Annotated in this window: 15 protein-coding genes; 4 read left to right on the top strand and 11 right to left on the bottom strand. The window is 73.1% G+C overall.

Annotation, left to right across the window (positions count from 1 at the left end; all coding sequences use genetic code 11):
• Nucleotides 1-4: 4 nt before the first annotated feature.
• Both OP18_RS33275 and OP18_RS33270 read right to left on the bottom strand, forming a co-directional pair.
• Nucleotides 5-1,819 (bottom strand): tetratricopeptide repeat protein, encoded by a 1,815-nt coding sequence (locus OP18_RS33275; protein ID WP_156089972.1) that lies wholly within the window; start codon nucleotides 1,817-1,819, stop codon nucleotides 5-7.
• Between the two features lie 265 nt (nucleotides 1,820-2,084).
• Entirely contained in the window at nucleotides 2,085-3,086 is a 1,002-nt protein-coding gene (locus tag OP18_RS33270; RefSeq protein ID WP_033363112.1) for a glycosyltransferase family 4 protein, read from the bottom strand.
• A gap of 111 nt (nucleotides 3,087-3,197) precedes the next feature.
• On the opposite strand from OP18_RS33270, the gene OP18_RS33265 reads away from it, so the two are divergent.
• On the top strand, nucleotides 3,198-5,525 hold the full coding sequence (locus tag OP18_RS33265) for a bifunctional diguanylate cyclase/phosphodiesterase (protein WP_081971320.1): 2,328 nt from the start codon (nucleotides 3,198-3,200) through the stop codon (nucleotides 5,523-5,525).
• Nucleotides 5,526-5,695: 170 nt separating this feature from the next.
• Here the strand turns inward: OP18_RS33265 and OP18_RS53415 are convergent, their stop codons facing one another.
• The gene (locus tag OP18_RS53415; RefSeq protein ID WP_052387692.1) at nucleotides 5,696-6,466 is read right to left on the bottom strand and encodes a hypothetical protein; all 771 of its coding nucleotides are present in this window, start codon (nucleotides 6,464-6,466) and stop codon (nucleotides 5,696-5,698) included.
• 148 nt (nucleotides 6,467-6,614) lie between these two features.
• On the opposite strand from OP18_RS53415, the gene OP18_RS33255 reads away from it, so the two are divergent.
• Nucleotides 6,615-6,851, top strand: a complete 237-nt coding sequence (locus OP18_RS33255) for a DUF2795 domain-containing protein (protein ID WP_052387691.1) — start codon at nucleotides 6,615-6,617, stop codon at nucleotides 6,849-6,851.
• A gap of 13 nt (nucleotides 6,852-6,864) precedes the next feature.
• Here OP18_RS33255 and OP18_RS33250 read toward each other — a convergent pair whose 3' ends face one another.
• Entirely contained in the window at nucleotides 6,865-8,499 is a 1,635-nt protein-coding gene (locus tag OP18_RS33250; RefSeq protein WP_033363060.1) for a RecQ family ATP-dependent DNA helicase, read from the bottom strand.
• 49 nt (nucleotides 8,500-8,548) lie between these two features.
• On the opposite strand from OP18_RS33250, the gene OP18_RS33245 reads away from it, so the two are divergent.
• Complete coding sequence (locus tag OP18_RS33245; RefSeq protein WP_033363059.1) at nucleotides 8,549-9,634, top strand: S-(hydroxymethyl)mycothiol dehydrogenase; 1,086 nt, start codon at nucleotides 8,549-8,551, stop codon at nucleotides 9,632-9,634.
• A gap of 108 nt (nucleotides 9,635-9,742) precedes the next feature.
• The gene (locus tag OP18_RS33240; protein WP_052387706.1) at nucleotides 9,743-10,321 is read left to right on the top strand and encodes a PadR family transcriptional regulator; all 579 of its coding nucleotides are present in this window, start codon (nucleotides 9,743-9,745) and stop codon (nucleotides 10,319-10,321) included.
• Nucleotides 10,322-10,381: 60 nt separating this feature from the next.
• On the opposite strand, the gene OP18_RS33235 is transcribed toward OP18_RS33240, so the two are convergent.
• From OP18_RS33235 to OP18_RS33205, 7 genes are all read right to left on the bottom strand, one after another.
• On the bottom strand, nucleotides 10,382-11,272 hold the full coding sequence (locus OP18_RS33235; protein ID WP_033363057.1) for a DMT family transporter: 891 nt from the start codon (nucleotides 11,270-11,272) through the stop codon (nucleotides 10,382-10,384).
• Between the two features lie 10 nt (nucleotides 11,273-11,282).
• Entirely contained in the window at nucleotides 11,283-12,116 is an 834-nt protein-coding gene (locus OP18_RS33230; RefSeq protein ID WP_033363056.1) for an AraC family transcriptional regulator, read from the bottom strand.
• Nucleotides 12,113-12,856, bottom strand: coding sequence for an energy-coupling factor ABC transporter ATP-binding protein (locus tag OP18_RS33225; RefSeq protein WP_033363055.1), 744 nt, complete (start codon nucleotides 12,854-12,856; stop codon nucleotides 12,113-12,115). The genes OP18_RS33230 and OP18_RS33225 overlap by 4 nt, the downstream gene beginning before the upstream one ends.
• Nucleotides 12,853-13,617 (bottom strand): cobalt ECF transporter T component CbiQ, encoded by a 765-nt coding sequence (gene cbiQ / locus OP18_RS33220; RefSeq protein WP_033363054.1) that lies wholly within the window; start codon nucleotides 13,615-13,617, stop codon nucleotides 12,853-12,855. Before cbiQ ends, OP18_RS33225 begins: the two co-directional genes overlap by 4 nt.
• A 1-nt stretch (nucleotide 13,618) precedes the next feature.
• Complete coding sequence (locus OP18_RS33215; RefSeq protein ID WP_033363053.1) at nucleotides 13,619-13,981, bottom strand: PDGLE domain-containing protein; 363 nt, start codon at nucleotides 13,979-13,981, stop codon at nucleotides 13,619-13,621.
• On the bottom strand, nucleotides 13,978-14,679 hold the full coding sequence (locus tag OP18_RS33210) for an energy-coupling factor ABC transporter permease (RefSeq protein WP_033363052.1): 702 nt from the start codon (nucleotides 14,677-14,679) through the stop codon (nucleotides 13,978-13,980). The genes OP18_RS33215 and OP18_RS33210 overlap by 4 nt, the downstream gene beginning before the upstream one ends.
• A 63-nt stretch (nucleotides 14,680-14,742) precedes the next feature.
• Nucleotides 14,743-16,212 carry a GGDEF domain-containing protein gene (locus tag OP18_RS33205; protein ID WP_081971319.1) on the bottom strand — a complete coding sequence of 490 codons (1,470 nt, stop codon included), beginning with the start codon at nucleotides 16,210-16,212 and terminating at the stop codon, nucleotides 14,743-14,745.
• Nucleotides 16,213-16,250 lie beyond the last annotated feature (38 nt).

Here is a 16,250-nt window from a genome sequence, read left to right as displayed (position 1 = left end):
GCGCTCACCGCCGCTCCGTGCAGACCGACGCCCCGGCCGTGACCGCGACGGCGGCGTCGACGGGCCCCACCACCACGCAGTACGCCGCAGCCGGATCGACCCCCTTCACCACGTACGACGTCGTGCCCGGCGGCACCTGCGCCACCACGACCGCCGGCCCACCGGCCCGTGAAAGTGCCACGACCGCACTGGACTGCAGCGCCGTCCACGTGACGGCGAGCGTGGCGCCCTCGTCCCGCAGCCGCAGGTCCTGTACGCGCAGCAGCCCGCCGCCCGCACCGCCGCCGTCCTGCCCGGCGTTACCCGCACTCCCGACGTTTCCGGCATTTCCGGTGTTTCCCGCGCTTCCGGTGCTGCCGGCGCTTCCGGCGCCGCTGGCAGCGCTGTTGTCGCCGGCGGCACCTGCCGCGCCGGAGCGCCCCGCGGTCGCGACGCTCGTGGAGCCGGCCCGGCCCGCGGACCCGTCAGGCCCGTCGCCCGACGGCCACAGCACCGACACCGCGGCGACCACCAGCGCGCCGACCACCACCCCGGCGACCGCCTTGAGCGGCACGACGACCCGCCGCTCCCCCGCCGTCGCGGCGGTTCCGACCTCAGGATGACGCGTCACCAGGGCGCCTACGACCTGCGGAGGGCCCCCGACCGGCACCACTTCCGCCGGCGATCCGACCGGTGCCGGACCACCGGGACCGCCGTCCAGCTCGCCACGCGCGTCGAGCTCGAACGGATCGGCGAGCTCGAACGGATCGGCGAGCTCGAACGGATCGGCGGGCTCGAACGGATCGGCGGGCTCGAACGGGGTGCTCAGGTCGAACGAATCGTCCGGATCGAAGGAGTCACCCGGCTCGGAAGCGGCGCGTACCTCCGGGACCGCCGGAGCGGGCGCCCGGACCGGGGACGGTGCCGCGACTTCGGCCTCCCCAGCCACCGGGTTCGGTGAGGTCCGCGACGATTCCGTGCCCGCGTCCAGGCTCTCGGACCCGATGGCGTCTGATGACGGTCCGGACCCGGCGTCCAGCGCCGCAGCCGGTGGTGCAGCCGGCGGTGCGGACGCCGCCGGAGCCGGCGGCGTCGGATGGAGCAGGGACGCCGGCATCGGTGGCTCGACCGCCGCGAGCTCCCACTCGACCGCCTTCGTGAACGGGTGGCGGTTGCCGAGCCGGGACCTGGCCGCCGCGTGCGCGAGGGTGAACAGGCGGCGCGACGCGGGGACGTTGCCGTCGGCGTGGTGCAGGGCGGCGAGCTCCGCGGCGATGCGGATGGTGTCCAGGTCGTCGGAGCCGTACTCGCGGCGGTGCACCACGTACGCGGCGTTGAGCATGGCCAGGGCGAGCGGGCGCTGCCCCCGGTCGCGTTGCAGCAGGGCGAGGTTGACCCGGGTCAGGCGGATCACGCGGGCCGCCTCGGCGCCGGTGACGGGGTCGGTCTCGTCGACGCCGCTGTCCAGGACGCGGTGGTACAGGGCCTCGGCGGCGTCCCACTCGTCGTAGTCGTGGCGGACTGCGGCGAGGACGGCCCAGGCGTGCACGGTCGCGACGTGGGTGGGGCCGTACACCTGCTCGGCCTGCGTGGCGACGGCCTCGGCGAGGTCGTAGGCGGCGTCGAGCTCGCCGAGTTCGCGCAACGCCTCGGCCAGCAGCCGCCGGGCGGTGAGCCGGTCGCCGGGCGGCAATCCGGGCTCGTCCAGCAGCTCCCTGGCGGCCGCCTGGGCACCTTCCAGGTCCCAGGTGGCGACGAGCTCCTCGACCGCGGCGAGCCGGGCGCCGAAGCCGAACCCGGGTGCCACGACGAGACCCGTATTGGTATCGACGCTAGTCACAGCCTTCCCTCCGCCCGAGAGCCTAGAGAAAACGGTGACGCAACGCCAGCCTTCGATCACGATGCGCGCAGATGGCGTCGGCTCCGGCAGCCTGCCACGTCGCTGCCGGAGCCGAGCCGTCCCGCGTTGCCGCGTCGTAAGATCGCGGGCGCCGCACACTGTGAAGGTTCGGCCGACCGGCGGTGGCCTTGAGGAAACTCGGCGCCGGCTCTGAGGAATCTGCCCGGCCGGCCGGGCAGGTCAGCGCAGCGGGCAGCCCGCCGGGTCAGCGCAGCAGGCGGGTGTAGAGCCCCAGGTAGTCCTCGACCATGCGGTCGGCGCTGAAGCGGCTCACCGCGCGCCCGCGGACCGCGTGCCGGTCGAGCTTGATGACGTCGTCGAGGACCTCGACGGCCTCCTCGACGGAGCCGGCGAGGTAGCCGGTGACGCCCGGGTCGACGATCTCCGGCATCGAGCCGAGCGGATACGCCACGACGGGCGTGCCGCAGGTCATCGCCTCGACGACGGACAGGCCGAACGGCTCCGCGAACCCGATCGGGTGCAGCAGTGCGGCCGCGTCGCCCAGGACGTCGGCGCGCTGCGCGGGGCCGATGTTGCCCAGGTACACGATCTGCTCGCCGTCGATCTCGGGGAGGACCTCTTCGGCGTGGTACCGCTCGTCGTGCACGGGACCGCCGATCAGCAGCCGGCGGCCGGCCGCGCGGGCGATCCGGATCGCGTCGGCGGTGCCCTTGTCGGGGTGGATGCGGCCGAACGCGACGAGCGAGTCGCCCGGCGACGGCTGGAACGGGAACTGCTCGACGTCGATGCCGTGGTAGATCGTCGCCGCGTAGTCGATGCCGGGGCCCCGGTCGGCGTCGGAGATGGACACGAACGCCGAGCGGGCCCGCTGGTACGCCGGCAGGATCGACGGCGAGCAGAAGCCGTGCACGGTGGTGACGAGCCGGGCCTGGCAGAAGCCGCTCATCGTGAGGGGCAGCCAGTCGAGGTTGTTGTGCACCAGGTCGAACTCGGCGCTGCGCTGGAAACACTGTGCCACGTGCAGGGCTTCCCAGATCCTCCCGTCGTAGGAGGTGTCCTCGTTGTACGGGCGGGCGACGACCCCGTCGAGGTGGGCGGCGGTGACGGAGTCGAGGCTGGCGAAGAGGGTGACGTCGACCCCTCGCGCGACGAGCCCCTCGGCGAGCAGCGACACGACCTGTTCCCACGGCCCGTACGCGCGGGGCGGGGTCCGCCACGCGATCGGCCCCAGCAGTGCGACCTTCATCGGCGCTCCCTACCCGTCGCGCGGCACTCGAACCCGTCCATCTTCGCCCCGCTCAGTTCCGCGGACCGGCTGCCGATAGGCAGGTCAGCCGAACCAGCGACAAGGAGGCCCATGACCGCATGGCGTTGGTATGCGGCGGTGGGACTCGGCGCGGTGGTCGCCGGCGGGTTCCTCCCGGTCATCCCTCGCCAGATGCTGTACTCGCTGGTAGGCATCTCGACGGTGGCCGCGGTGGCGGTCGGGGTGCGCCGGCACCGCCCGGCGGACCGCCGCACGTGGTGGCTGTTCGGCGCGGGACTGGCCTGCTCCGTGCTCGGCGCCGCCGCCTGGGCCGTCGACTACGTGCTGACCGGCGACGTCGGCTTCCCCTCGGTGAAGGACGCGCTGTTCCTGGCGGCGTACCCGTTCCTCGGCGGCGGCCTGCTGACCTGGGTACGGCGGGACCCGCACCGGCCACGCTGGGAGCGGCTCATCGACTCGGGCATCGTCGCGTCCGGGGTGGCGGCGCTGAGCTGGACGTTCATCGTGCATCCGGTGCTGTCCAGCACCCGGTTCGACGCCCCGCACAAGGTCAGCCACGTGATGTACGCGGTGATCGACCTGGCGCTGGTCGTCGCGGCGACCCGGATGGCGTTCACCGCCAGCGTGCGCAACGCCGCGCACCGGCTCGTGTGCGTGGCGGCCGCGACGCTGGTCACCGGTGACATCGTGTACTACGTCGCGCTCGCGTGGACCGGCGACCCGAGGGGCGACAGCGTCTCCGCCGCGCTGTACCTGTGCGCGTACGCGCTGCTCGGCACCGGCGCGCTGCACCCGTCGATGGCCGAGGCCGCCGGCCGGCCCGAACGCCCGCAGCAGGTGATCCCCCGGCACCGCGTCCATCTGTACTCGGTGCTGTCGCTGGTCGGCCCGGCCATCGCGCTCACGATGCTGCTGGCCGCGGCGCCGCCGCCGTCGCGCTGGTGGGCGGCCGTGCCCCTCGCCACGTCGATGGTGACGTCGGTGCTGCTGATCGCCCGGCTCAGCCAGCTGGTGCGGTTCGCGAACCGGCGCGTCGAGGAACTGGACGCGCACGCCCTGGCGCTCGGCGAGGCGCTGCGCGAGCAGGAGGCGCTGCGGCAGCAGCTGACGCACCGGGCGCTGCACGACACGCTGACCGGCCTGGGCAACCGGGCACTGCTGCAGGAGCGCCTCGAACACGCGCTGACCCGCACGAACGCGGCGCACGGCCTGCTGCTGCTGGATTTGGACGGGTTCAAGGACGTCAACGACTCGTTCGGCCACCCGGTCGGCGACGCGCTGCTGATCGAGGTCGCGGCGCGGCTGCTCGGCGAGGTCGGCACCGCCGACACCCTGGTCCGCCTCGGCGGCGACGAGTTCGCCATCCTTTTGGAGGACGTGCCGGTGCTGCGGGTGAACGCGGTCGGTCAGGCGGTCGTCGACGCCCTCGCCCAGCCGTACGAGATCGGCGGGCGGGAGCTGAGCGTCACCACCAGCGTCGGCACGCTGCTGGTGCACGCACCGGCGACACCCGCGGAGGCGCTGCGCAACGCGGACCTGGCCCTGTACGCGGCGAAGGCCGCCGGCAAGAACCGGCTCGCCGCCTTCGAGCCGCGCCTGGCCACCGAGCGGCACGAGCACATGCGCCTGTCGGCGGAGCTGCGCCGGGCCGTCGCCGACGAGGAGTTCGTGGTGAACTACCAGCCGGTGGTGGACCTGGCCACCGGCCGGGTCACCGCCGTGGAGGCGTTGCTGCGCTGGAGCCCCGGGGGCCGGCCGGTGCCGCCGACGGAGTTCATCCCCATCGCCGAGCAGTACGGCCTGATCGTCCCGATCGGTGCATGGGTGTTGCGGCAGGCGTGCCGCGACGTCCGCCCGTGGCACGACCGGTTCGGCATCTGCGTCACCGTCAACGTCTCCGGCCGCCAGCTGCGGGAGCCGGACTTCACGCGGACCGTCCTGTCGGCGCTGCGGGACGCGGACCTGCCCGGCAGCGCGCTGATCCTGGAGATCACCGAGACGGTCCTGGTGTCGTCGTCGACGGAGAACGACGAGGTGACCGTCCTGCTGTCGGCACTGCGCGAGGAGGGTGTACGGGTCGCCGTCGACGACTTCGGCACCGGGTACTCGTCGCTGGCGTACCTGCGGCACCTGCCGGTCGACATCCTGAAGATCGACCGGGCGTTCACCCCGGACGGCGGGGTGGCGGAGGAGATGGCGTTCACCCGCGCGATCGTCGAGCTCGGCAACAGCCTGCGCCTGTCGTCGATCGCCGAGGCGGTCGAGACGCCGGAGCAGGCGGCGCGGCTGCGGGAGCTGGACTGCCCGCAGGCGCAGGGCTACCACTTCTCCCGGCCGCTGCCGGCCGACGCCCTCGACGAGGTGCTCACCGCCGGCAACGGCATCCTGCACGGCGTCCCCACGCCCGCCGCGACCTGAGCAGGACACGCCCGGGCAACGCCTCCGACCCGAGCCTCCGACCCGAGGATGAGCACGGCGCAGCGACAGACCCCGCGCAGCGGCGGACCCGGCGCAGGGCGCGCGGGCGCGTACGACGAACCGGCCGGGCGACTGCGCACCGGCCGGTTCGTCGTCGACGTGCGGAGTGCTTACCAGTCACGCATCCACGGGAACTGGGCGTCGAGCCAGCTGTTCAGGCGGGCCACCTGGTCGACGTCGGTGTCGAGCCAGCTCACCTGGCCGGTGATGGCGAGGATCGCGAAGATGACCGCGGTGCCGCTGAGCAGGACGCCGAGGGTACCGGTGCCGCGGCCGGCGACGTGGCGGCGGGCGCCGGCGATGATGCCGCCGAAGGACAGCAGCAGGCCGAGCGCGCCGAGCGGCAGCGCCCAGACGGCGAGCAGGCCGGTGAGGGCGGCCGCGACGGCGGCCACGCCGACGACGAGGCCGAGCGTGGAGAGCAGGCTCGCGCGGGCGGGGCGGCCGGCGTCCACGGGCACGACGTCGGCGTCGGCGTCGGTCACCGGCGTGACCTGCTCGCGGTCGATGACCGGCTTCATGGTCGTCGTGTGGGTCTCCCGCCGGTCGGCGATGCCGTCGCGGTCGGTGTCGGTGTCGCCCGGCAGCGGGCCGACGGCGGGGATCCGGTGGGTCCGGTCCGTGGAGCGGCCCGAGGTGCGCAGCCGCTTCGCCTCGACGCGGTCGTCGATGCCGTCGCCGTCCTTGTCGTGGCGCCGCTCGACGGTGGCGTCGCGCTGGTCGAGCGTACGGTCATCCATGTCCAGGGTACGGTCACCCGTGTCCAGGGTGCGGTCCCGGGTGTCGAGGGTGCGGTCCTCGGCGCGGTCGTCGACACCATCGTGGTCGCGGTCCACCACGCCGGCGTTGCGGCCGCCGAACAGCTGCCCGATGCGTCCCACGTGTGTTCACCTCCTGTGAAGCGCCCGGCCGCACACCCGGGGGTGGAGGTGCGGCGGTTCGGGCGGATGTGGTGGAGGTACCCAGGGCCGCCTCACCTCAATCGGGTGTCGTTCGTTTGGTGGGGTTTTGCCCGGGTATCGCCGAGCCATGGAACCTGAACTCACCCACGCCGAGATCGAAGCCCGTAGCCGGCTCGGCCGGTTCATCCCCCTGGCCAGCCTGCCCGGCGACCGGGACGACCTGGTGGCCGGCGCGACCGATCTCAACGCGCCCGACGACGTCCTCGCGGAGCTGGAGCGGCTGCCCGAGGACGAGCTGTTCGAGACGGTGAGCGAGGTGTGGGCGGCGCTCGGCCACCGCAACGAGGACGCCGCCCGCCGGTAGAGGCGGCAGTGGCTCAGACCGGGCGCAGCAGCCGGTGCTCCTCGACGACCGGCACCGACAGCGTCTTGTAGCCGACCTCGTCGAACAGGACCGTCATCTGCTCGCCCGCGTACGACAGCACGATGCCCTTGCCCCACTCGCCGTGCCTGACCTCGCTGTGGATCGGGAACGGCACGTCGTCGCCGGTGGCGTCGAGGCCGGCCTGCGCGCTGCCGTCGAGGCAGTTGTCGCAGTGCCCGCACGTGCCGTCGAGGTGCTCGCCGAAGTAGGCGAGCAGCGTCTGGCCGCGGCACAGCTCCGTCTCGGCGAAGTTGCGCATCATGTCCAGCCGCGACCGGGACAGGGTCTGCTGCCGCTCGGCCTGCGCCTCGGCGAGCTCGGCCGCCTTCGCCGGCGTCGGCGCCCAGCGGGGGGCCTTGACCTTGCTGCCGTGCAGCAGCTGCGCGGCACCGACCTCCTCCAGGAGGCTGAGCAGCTGGCCGAGCTTGCGGGCGCCGAGGCCGGTGCGCTCCTCCAGCTCGTCGCGGGTGATCGGGTCGGGCGCGACGGAGCGCAGCAGCGCGGCGAGCGCGCTGACCTCCTCGCGGTCGATGGAGAGCCCGGTGAAGAACTTGCGCAGCCCGGTGTCCTCGGTACGGTGCAGCAGCAGCACCTGCGCCGGCTGCCCGTCGCGCCCGGCCCGGCCGATCTCCTGCAGGTAGGAGTCCGGCGAGTCGGGCAGCGAGATGTGGTTGACCCAGCGGATGTTCGGCTTGTCGATGCCCATGCCGAACGCGGTCGTCGCCACCATGATCTCGACCTCGTCGGCGAGGAAGGCCTCGTGGGCGCGTTCGCGGTCGCCCGCGCTCATGCCGCCGTGGTAGGCGACGGCCGGCATGCCCTCCTCGACGAGCCGCTCGGCGAGCTCCTCGGTCGCGCGGCGGGTCGGCGCGTAGATGATGCCGGGCGGCGTCGACTCCCGCAGCCGGGCCAGCAGCCGCCGGAAGCGGGTCTGCTCGTCGGGGCAGTGCACCGACTCCAGGAAGAGGTTGGGCCGGTCGAGGCCGGTGACGACGATCTCCGGGTCGCGCATGCCGAGCCGGTCGATGATGTCCTCGCGCACCGGCGGCGACGCGGTCGCGGTGAGCGCGACGATCGGCGGGCGGCCCAGCTCGCGGATGAACTGGCCCAGCTGCAGGTAGTCGGGGCGGAAGTCGTGGCCCCAGGCGGAGACGCAGTGCGCCTCGTCGACCGCGACGAGGCTCGGCTTCAGGGCCTTGATCTGCGCGACGCGGGCCGGGTCGGCGAACTGCTCGGGGGTCAGGAACACGAACTCGGCGTCGCCGGCCCGCAGCGCCTCGAGGGCCTCCTCGCGCTCGGCCTTGCCCTCGGCCGAGGACAGCCGCACCGCCTGCAGCGATGCGTGGTTGCGCGCGGTCAGCGACGCGATCTGGTCCTGCTGCAACGCCAGCAGCGGCGAGATGACGATGGTCGGGCCGGGCAGCAGCGGCGCGGGCACCTGGTAGATGGCGGACTTGCCGGCGCCGGTCGGCAGGACGGCCAGGGCGTCGCGCCCCGCCATCAGCGCCTGCATCGCCCGGACCTGTTCGTCACGCAGGCGGTCCCAGCCGAAGTGTTCCTTCGCGATGCGCCGCAGGTCGTCCGTCATGCCGCTCTTACTACCATGGTCGTGGCCGCCTTCTGGTAGGACGGGGGGTATGCCTATCGAAACGCAAGGCGTGGTCGCACTGGGCAAGGGCCAGCCTGTCAGCCTCGAAACCGTCATCGTTCCCGATCCCGGCCCCGGCGAGGCGGTGGTGGAGGTCCAGGCGTGCGGCGTCTGCCACACCGACCTGCACTACCGCGAGGGCGGCATCGGCGAGGACTTCCCCTACCTGCTCGGCCACGAGGCCGCGGGGATCGTCTCGGCCGTCGGGCCGGGCGTCACCGACGTCGCGCCCGGCGACTTCGTGGTGCTCAACTGGCGGGCCGTCTGCGGGCAGTGCCGCGCCTGCCTGCGTGGGCGTCCCTGGTACTGCTTCAACACCCACAACGCGAAGCAGAAGATGACGCTGGCCGACGGCACGCCGCTGTCGCCGGCGCTCGGGATCGGCGCGTTCCTCAAGTACACGCTGGTCGCCGCCGGGCAGTGCACCAAGGTTGACCCGCGGGCGTCGGCGAGCGTCGCCGGCCTGCTCGGCTGCGGGGTCATGGCCGGAATCGGCGCGGCCATCAACACCGGCAACGTCGGGCGGGGCGACACGGTCGCGGTGTTCGGCTGCGGCGGGGTCGGCGACGCCGCGATCGTCGGTTCGGTCCTCGCCGGCGCGAGCAAGGTCATCGCGGTCGACGTCGACGTGCGCAAGCTCGCCTGGGCGCAGGAGTTCGGAGCGACGCACGTCGTCAACTCGCGCGAGACCGACCCGGTCGAGGCGGTGCGGGCGCTGACGGGCGGGTTCGGCGCCGACGTCGTCATCGAGGCGGTGGGCCTGCCGCAGGTGTACGAGCAGGCCTTCTACGCCCGCGACCTGGCCGGCACGGTGGTGCTCGTCGGCGTGCCGCGCCCCGACATGCAGCTGACCCTGCCGTTCCTGGAGGTCTTCGGCCGCGGTGGTGCGCTCAGGTCCAGCTGGTACGGCGACTGCCTGCCCTCGCGCGACTTCCCGATGCTGATCGACCTGTACCTGCAGGGCCGGCTGCCGCTGGACCGCTTCGTCAGCTCGACCGGCACCCTGGCCGACGTCGAGGCCGCGTTCCACGAGATGGAGGCGGGCTCGGTCCTGCGCACGGTGATCGTGCTGTAACCCACATATGGTGACGTATCGGTCACGATATTGTCGCCGATAGTCTTCCGATATATCGTCGAGTTATCAGCGATAGTCGCTGACACTCCGACGATAGGAGCTGTGATCATGCGATCACGACACGGATCGATGTTCGACGCCGGCGCCTGGCACCGCGGCTTCGGCGGTTTCATCCCTCCGTTCCCGCCCGGTGGGCGCGGCGGCTGGGGTCCCGGGCACGGCCGGGGCGGCTGGGGCGGCAAGGGCACGGGCCGGGGCGGACGCCCCAACGTGCGCCTCGCCGTCCTGGCGCTACTCCACGAGCGCCCCATGCACGGGTACGAGATGATCCAGGAGCTGGAGACCCGCACCGGCGGCATCTGGCGGCCGAGCCCCGGCTCGATCTACCCGACCCTGCAGCTGCTGGAGGACGAGGGCCTCATCGCGGCGGAGGAGCAGGGCGGCCGCAAGCGATTCGTCCTCACCGACGCCGGCCGGCCCGAGGCCGAGACCGCCGCGCAGAACGCCCCCTGGCAGGAGTACGGCGACGAGCACGTCTCCCAGGCCCAGGAGTTCCGCGACGCCGCGATCGGCATCATGGACGCCCTGCGCCAGGTCGGCTTCAACGGCACCGCGGAGCAGCGGTCGCAGGCCCTGGAGGTGCTGACCGAGACCCGGCGCAAGCTGTACGCGATCCTCGCCGACTGATGCGCCGGCCGAGGCCGGCGACCGGCCGTGATCCGGAGGGCCCACCGCGGACCCTCCGGATCACGAAGACACGGGCGCGGGCTCGGCGTCCGGGGCCGGCGCCGGCGCCGCCCTGCGCCGGGTCGCCAGGTACGACCCGGCGAGGATCAGCGCGAACGCGCCCACCGTCAACGGGGTGATCTCCTCACCGAGGACGGCGGCGCCGAGGACGACCGCCACCGCCGGGTTGACGAACGTGATCACCGTGGCGCGGACCCCGCCGACCTCCGCGACGAGGGCGAAGAACAGCACGAAGGCCAGGGCGGTGCAGATGACGGCGAGCCCGACCGCCGCGAGCGCCGGGCCGGGGGTCACCGTGCGGGCCAGCGACGGCAGGCCCGGCACCGCGACCGGGGCGAAGAGCAGCGCGCCGAGCAGCAGCGACGCGGTGGAGACGCCGTAGCGGGGCACGTCGGCGAGCCAGCGCTCGATGATCAGCGGGCCGGTCGCGTAGCAGACCACGACACCGAGCAGCTCCAGCAGCGGGACGGCGCCGCCCGTGCCGCCGTGGAAGCCGACGAGCAGGCCGACGCCGGCGAGCCCGGTGAGCAGGCCGGCGACGCGGCTCGCGGAGAGGCGTTCGCGCGCGATGAGGGCGGCCGCGAGGGGGACGCCCGCGATGACGAGACCGGTCAGGGAGCTGTCGACCTTCTGCTCGGCGTGCGACAGCAGCAGCCACGGCACGCCGATCTCGATGACGGTGTACGCGAGCAGCGGCAGCCACGGGCGGAACGACTCGCGCAGCTCCTTGCGGTACAGCGCGATCGGCAGCAGCAGGAGCGCGCCGATGGCGGTGCGGAGGAAGACGAGCTCGGCGGGGCCGATGTCCCGGACCGCGACCTTGATCAGCAGGTACGGCACGCCCCACACGACGGACATGGCGATGAACAGGATCCACCCACGACGGCTCATGGACTGAGCTTCACGCGGGGGTGCGGACGGGGTCTTGAACGGCGTTGCGGAATGCGGCCGGGGTGACGCCCGTCACGCGCTTGAACCAGCGGGTGAGGTGGGCCTGGTCGGCGAAGCCGACCCCGCTGGCGACCTGGGCGGGGGCGACACCCGCGGCGAGGAGCTGCCGGGCCCGGCAGACCCGCTCCAGCACCAGCCAGGTGTGCGGCGGGAAGCCCGTGACGTCGCGGAAGACGCGCAGCATGTGGAACGGGGACAGCTCGACCCCGGCGGCCAGCTCGCGCAGGCCCGGCGCGCACCGCAGGTCGGCCATGAGCCGGTCGCGGACCTGGGCGACCTTGCGCACCGCCGCCGCGTCCCGCGGCGACAGCACCGACGGGTCACCGGCGTGCGAGCCGTGCCGCCGGACGACCGCGGCGAGGGCCCAGGTCAGCTTCGAGTGCCCGGCGAGCGGGTCCGCACCGGCGGTCAGCTCCTCGTGCGCCGAGCGGACCAGGTGCACGCTGCGCGGGTCGTGCACGATCGCGTCGGCGAAGTGGGCCGGCCCGGTGCCGCTGTCGAAGAGCATGTCGGCCGGCGGGTAGAAGACGCGGTACGCCCACCCGGCCGGGCCCGCGGCCTGCCCGTCGTGCGGCTCGCCGGGCTCGAGGATGGCCAGGCTGCCGACGCCCGCGCGGTGCAGCTCGCCCCGGTAGCGGAACTGCTCGACCCCGCACACCACGACACCGATGGCGAACGTCGCGTGGCTGTGCCGGGTGAACGCGTGCCGGCGGTAGTCGGCGGTGAGCAGGTCGACCTGGAACCGTCCGTCGTCCACCCGCGTCCAGGTGGCGGACTCGGTCATGCCACGACGGTATACCCGAACGGCAGCTCGAGCCGGTGCCGCTCGAGCAGCTCGGCGTCGGCGAGCAGCTCGCGGGTGGGGCCGTCGGCGGCGATGCGGCCGTCGTCGAGGATGACGGAGCGGGGGCACAGCTCCAGCGCGTAGGGCAGGTCGTGGGTCACCATGAGCAGCGTCACCGGCAGCGAGCGCAGGATGTCGGCGAGCTCCCGGCGGGAGGCGGGGTCCAGGTTGGACGACGGCTCGTCCAGCACGAGGATCTCCGGGCGCATGGCCAGCACGGTGGCGACCGCGACCCGGCGGCGCTGCCCGAAGGACAGGTGATGCGGCGCGCGGTCGCGGGCGAAGCCCATCCCCACGGCGGCGAGGGCCTCGTCGACCCGCTCGGCCAGCTCGGCGCCGCGCAGGCCCAGGTTGGCCGGGCCGAACGCGACGTCCTCGGCGACGGTCGGCATGAACAGCTGGTCGTCGGGGTCCTGGAAGACGATGCCGACGCGGCGGCGGATCTCCTTCAGCCCGGCCCGGTCGGCGGGGTCGACGGTGAGGCCGCCGACCTCGACGCTGCCGGAGGCCGCGGCGTTGATGCCGTTGAGGTGCAGCACGAACGTGGTCTTGCCGGCGCCGTTGGGCCCCAGCAGCGCGACCCGCTCCCCCTGCGGCACGGTGAGGTCGACGCCGCGCAGTGCCACGTGCCCGTCGGGGTATGCGAAGTGCAGGCCGGTCACCCGCAGCGATGGCGTCACCGCAGCAACGCTACCGTCGCGATGGTCCCGGCCACGACGGGCACCCAGGCCGCGGCGGCCCACTGCCCGGGCGTCGCGCCGCCACCGGCGAGGGCGAGCGGGATGCGCCCCTCGTACCCGCGGGAGACCATCGCCAGGTAGACCCGCTCGCCACGCTCGAACGCGCGCAGGAACAGCGCCCCGATGCCGCTGGCGAAACCCTTGATCTGCCACAGGAACCGCGGGTCGTAGCCGCGGGAGCGCTGCGCGATGCGCATCCGGCGGCCCTCGGCGGCGAGCACGTCGAGGTAGCGCAGCATGAACGTGGCGATCTGGGTGATCATCGCCGGGCAGCGCAGCCGGTCCAGGCCGAGCAGCAGGTCGCGCGGCGTGGTGGTGCCGGCCAGCAGCAGCGAGGACAGCACGCCGAGGGTGCCCTTGGCGAGGATGTTCCACATGCCGTAGAGCCCGTCGACGGACAGGCTCATCCCGAGCCAGTGCACCCGCTCGCCGTGGCCGAGGAACGGCAGCGCGAACGCGAACAGGATGAACGGCAGCTCGATCAGCGAGCGCAGGGCCAGCCGGCGCAGGCCGATCCGGGCCGTCAGCGCCACCGCCACGATGACGGCGAGGTAGCCGCCGAACGCCCACAGCGCCTCGCGCGGCGTCGCCACGACCGCGACGGTGAACAGCACGCTGGCGGCGATCTTCACCTCCGGCGCGAGGGCGTGCACGGGCGAGTGGCGGTGCACGTACAGCGCGTGGCTGTGACCGGCGCCCACGTCAGGCCGCCTGCTTGGCCCGGTCCGGGTCGCGACGGCCGGCGCGCAGCAGCCAGAACACGCCGCCGCCGACCGCGAACGTGACGACGACCCCGATCACCCCGGACAGGCCGGTGGACAGGAAGTCGTTGCCGACGCCGCGCAGGCCGTAGTCGGCCAGCGGGCTGTCCTTGGTCTGGTTGTCGGCCTCGCCCTGGGCCATGCAGGTGCCGCCGGTGATGGTGCCGTCGGCGTCGAACGTGCAGCCCTCGCGGGCCACGGAGTCCAGGCCGTCGGGGTGGCTGGAGGCGAAGTTGCTGACCACGCCCGCGAGCAGCAGCGCGGCGATGAGTCCGCTGAGGATGAACCAGGACGACTTCTTCATGCCGTGACCGCCTCACGGGTGACCGGGCGCCGCAGGTTGCGCACCGCATAGACGAGGTCCGGGCGGACCTTCGCGACGTAGGTGACGGTGAGCGCGGTGATGACGCCCTCGCCGAGCCCGATGAGCAGGTGGGTGCCGGCCATCGCCGCGGCGATCGCGCCGAGGGACCGGCCGACGTCAACGGCGCCGCCGAGGGCGTACTGCAGCACGAACCCCTGCGAGGCGACGGTCACCGACACCACGCAGGCGGCGACGGCGGTCACGGTCAGCGCCCAGGTGGTGCGGGGCAGGACCCGCAGCAGGGTCGCCACGAGCAGGTAGCCGGCGGCGGTGCCGAGCAGCGCCATGTTGGTGATGTTGAGCCCGAGGGCGGTGACGCCGCCGTCGCTGAAGATCAGCGCCTGCACGACGAGGACGATCGAGACGCAGATCGCGCCGAGGTAGGGCCCCACGAGGATGGCGGCGAGCGTGCCGCCGAGCAGGTGGCCGCTGACCCCGGGCAGAATCTGGAAGTTGAGCATCTGTACGGCGAAGATGAACGCCGCGACCAGGCCGGCCATCGGCACGAGCCGGTCGTCGAGCTCACGGCGGCCCTGCACGAAGCACAGGCCGAGCCCGGCCAGCGCGACGGCGGCGAAGAGCAACGCGATCTGGTTGTCGATGATCCCGTTGGAGATGTGCATGGCTACCGCAGGCATGCGAGCAGCCTATTGCCATGCCAGCGTTGTTGCCAAGAGCTTGCAACAACCACGAAACGAAGTTTACGCGAGGATGCGGGTGTCCCTGGTCGTCCGGATCGGGTCGGACAGGTGAACACGGTCCCGGCCGTCGTGTTTGGCGTGGTAGAGCGCCTCGTCGGCGCGGCCGACGACCTCGTCCGTGGACTCGGCGCCATCCCACCGGACCAGGCCGGCGGAGAACGTCTGCCCCTGGGGGGTGACCTCGCGCAGCCGGTCCAGGACCCGCACCGCCTCCAGCGTGGACGCGCCGACCAGGAGCACGCCGAACTCCTCGCCGCCGTAGCGGGCCAGGACGTCGCCGGGGCGCAGCAGCGCCCGCCACGCGGCCGACGCCTCCTTGAGCAGCCGGTCACCGGCCTGGTGGCCGTGGGTGTCGTTGAACCGCTTGAAGTGGTCCAGGTCCAGCAGCGCCACGCAGATCTCCGTGCCGCCGCGGCGGGCCTTCATGGTCTCGCGGTGCAGCTCGAGGTCCCAGGCGCGGCGGTTCGGCACCCCGGTCAACCCGTCGTTGTGCGCCAGCGCCTCCAGCTGGGCGGCCTGATCGCGCACCTGCGCCACCAGACCGGACATCCGGGCCACGACCAGCAGGAACAGCACGACCGAGCCGGCGCTGATCGCCTTCCAGTCGACGTCGGTCGGGTCGGTGAGCCCGTCGTACACGAGCGTCGCCGGGGCCAGCAGCGAGGTCGCGGCGAGCACCCCGATGCGCTGCCGGTGGAAGCGTTCGGCGCGGTCCGGCGCGACCTCCGACAGCGAGCGCATCGACGGGTGCAGGGCGGCGGCGCCGAACATCAGGTAGGAGGTCATCCAGCCGGCGTCCATCGCGCCGCCCTCGTACACGGCGACGGTGTTGACGACGCTGTAGAGCACGTCGGTGCCGAGTGTGAAGGCGAAGCCGCCGATCAGGAACCGGTAGCTGGCGCTGCGGCCGCCGGGGCTGGCCACCAGGCGCAGCAGCATCGCGATGAGCAGCAGGTCGCCGGCGGGCGCGGCGAGCGAGACCAGCCGGGCGAGCAGCCCGACCGAGTGGTCCTCGGCGATCGGGCGCATCATGAACGTCCAGGTCAGCAGCGCCAGGCCGGTGGAGATGATGAGGGCGTCCTGCAGGCCCGCGCGGTCCCGGCGGGAGACCCGGCCCTTGATCAGGATGAAGACGCCGGCCGCGAACACGGGGATCGCGCCGAGGTAGCAGGCGTCGGCGTAGGAGGGGAACGTGGTGTCCCCGCGCACGTAGTACAGGTAGGCGAACACGAAGTCACCGGTCGACCACATGCCGAGCCCGGCTGCGACGCAGTACCAGACCGACGGGCGCACCGGGCGGTTGCGCCGGATCCCGGCCACCACCATGAGCGTGCAGGACGCCGACAGGGCCGGGTACAGGAAGCCGCGTCCGGACCCGCCGGCCGGCAGCACGTAGTACACGACGATCATGAGCGCCCCGCAGCCGAGCCAGACCTGCCACGGTGCGGGGCGCCGCATGATCGCTGTCATGCCTGCCTGTTCGGCAGGGCGGCGGGTGGACGTGAGGC

Source organism: Dactylosporangium aurantiacum (genome assembly GCF_000716715.1).
Classification (GTDB): Bacteria; Actinomycetota; Actinomycetes; order Mycobacteriales; family Micromonosporaceae; genus Dactylosporangium; species Dactylosporangium aurantiacum.
Note: the sequence above shows the minus strand (reverse complement) of the source record. Positions and strands in the feature narration are given on the sequence as shown.

Bases quoted from the DNA above. Each gene is read 5' to 3' on its own strand.
- OP18_RS33210 (WP_033363052.1), bottom strand. From the start codon at position 14,679: ATGCCTGCGGTAGCCATGCACATCTCCAACGGGATCATCGACAACCAG.
- OP18_RS33235 (WP_033363057.1), bottom strand. From the start codon at position 11,272: ATGAGCCGTCGTGGGTGGATCCTGTTCATCGCCATGTCCGTCGTGTGG.
- OP18_RS33270 (WP_033363112.1), bottom strand. From the start codon at position 3,086: ATGAAGGTCGCACTGCTGGGGCCGATCGCGTGGCGGACCCCGCCCCGC.
- OP18_RS33245 (WP_033363059.1), top strand. From the start codon at position 8,549: ATGCCTATCGAAACGCAAGGCGTGGTCGCACTGGGCAAGGGCCAGCCT.
- OP18_RS33205 (WP_081971319.1), bottom strand. From the start codon at position 16,212: ATGACAGCGATCATGCGGCGCCCCGCACCGTGGCAGGTCTGGCTCGGC.
- OP18_RS33265 (WP_081971320.1), top strand. From the start codon at position 3,198: ATGACCGCATGGCGTTGGTATGCGGCGGTGGGACTCGGCGCGGTGGTC.
- OP18_RS33230 (WP_033363056.1), bottom strand. From the start codon at position 12,116: ATGACCGAGTCCGCCACCTGGACGCGGGTGGACGACGGACGGTTCCAG.
- OP18_RS33215 (WP_033363053.1), bottom strand. From the start codon at position 13,981: ATGAAGAAGTCGTCCTGGTTCATCCTCAGCGGACTCATCGCCGCGCTG.
- OP18_RS33250 (WP_033363060.1), bottom strand. From the start codon at position 8,499: ATGACGGACGACCTGCGGCGCATCGCGAAGGAACACTTCGGCTGGGAC.
- OP18_RS33255 (WP_052387691.1), top strand. From the start codon at position 6,615: ATGGAACCTGAACTCACCCACGCCGAGATCGAAGCCCGTAGCCGGCTC.
- OP18_RS33240 (WP_052387706.1), top strand. From the start codon at position 9,743: ATGCGATCACGACACGGATCGATGTTCGACGCCGGCGCCTGGCACCGC.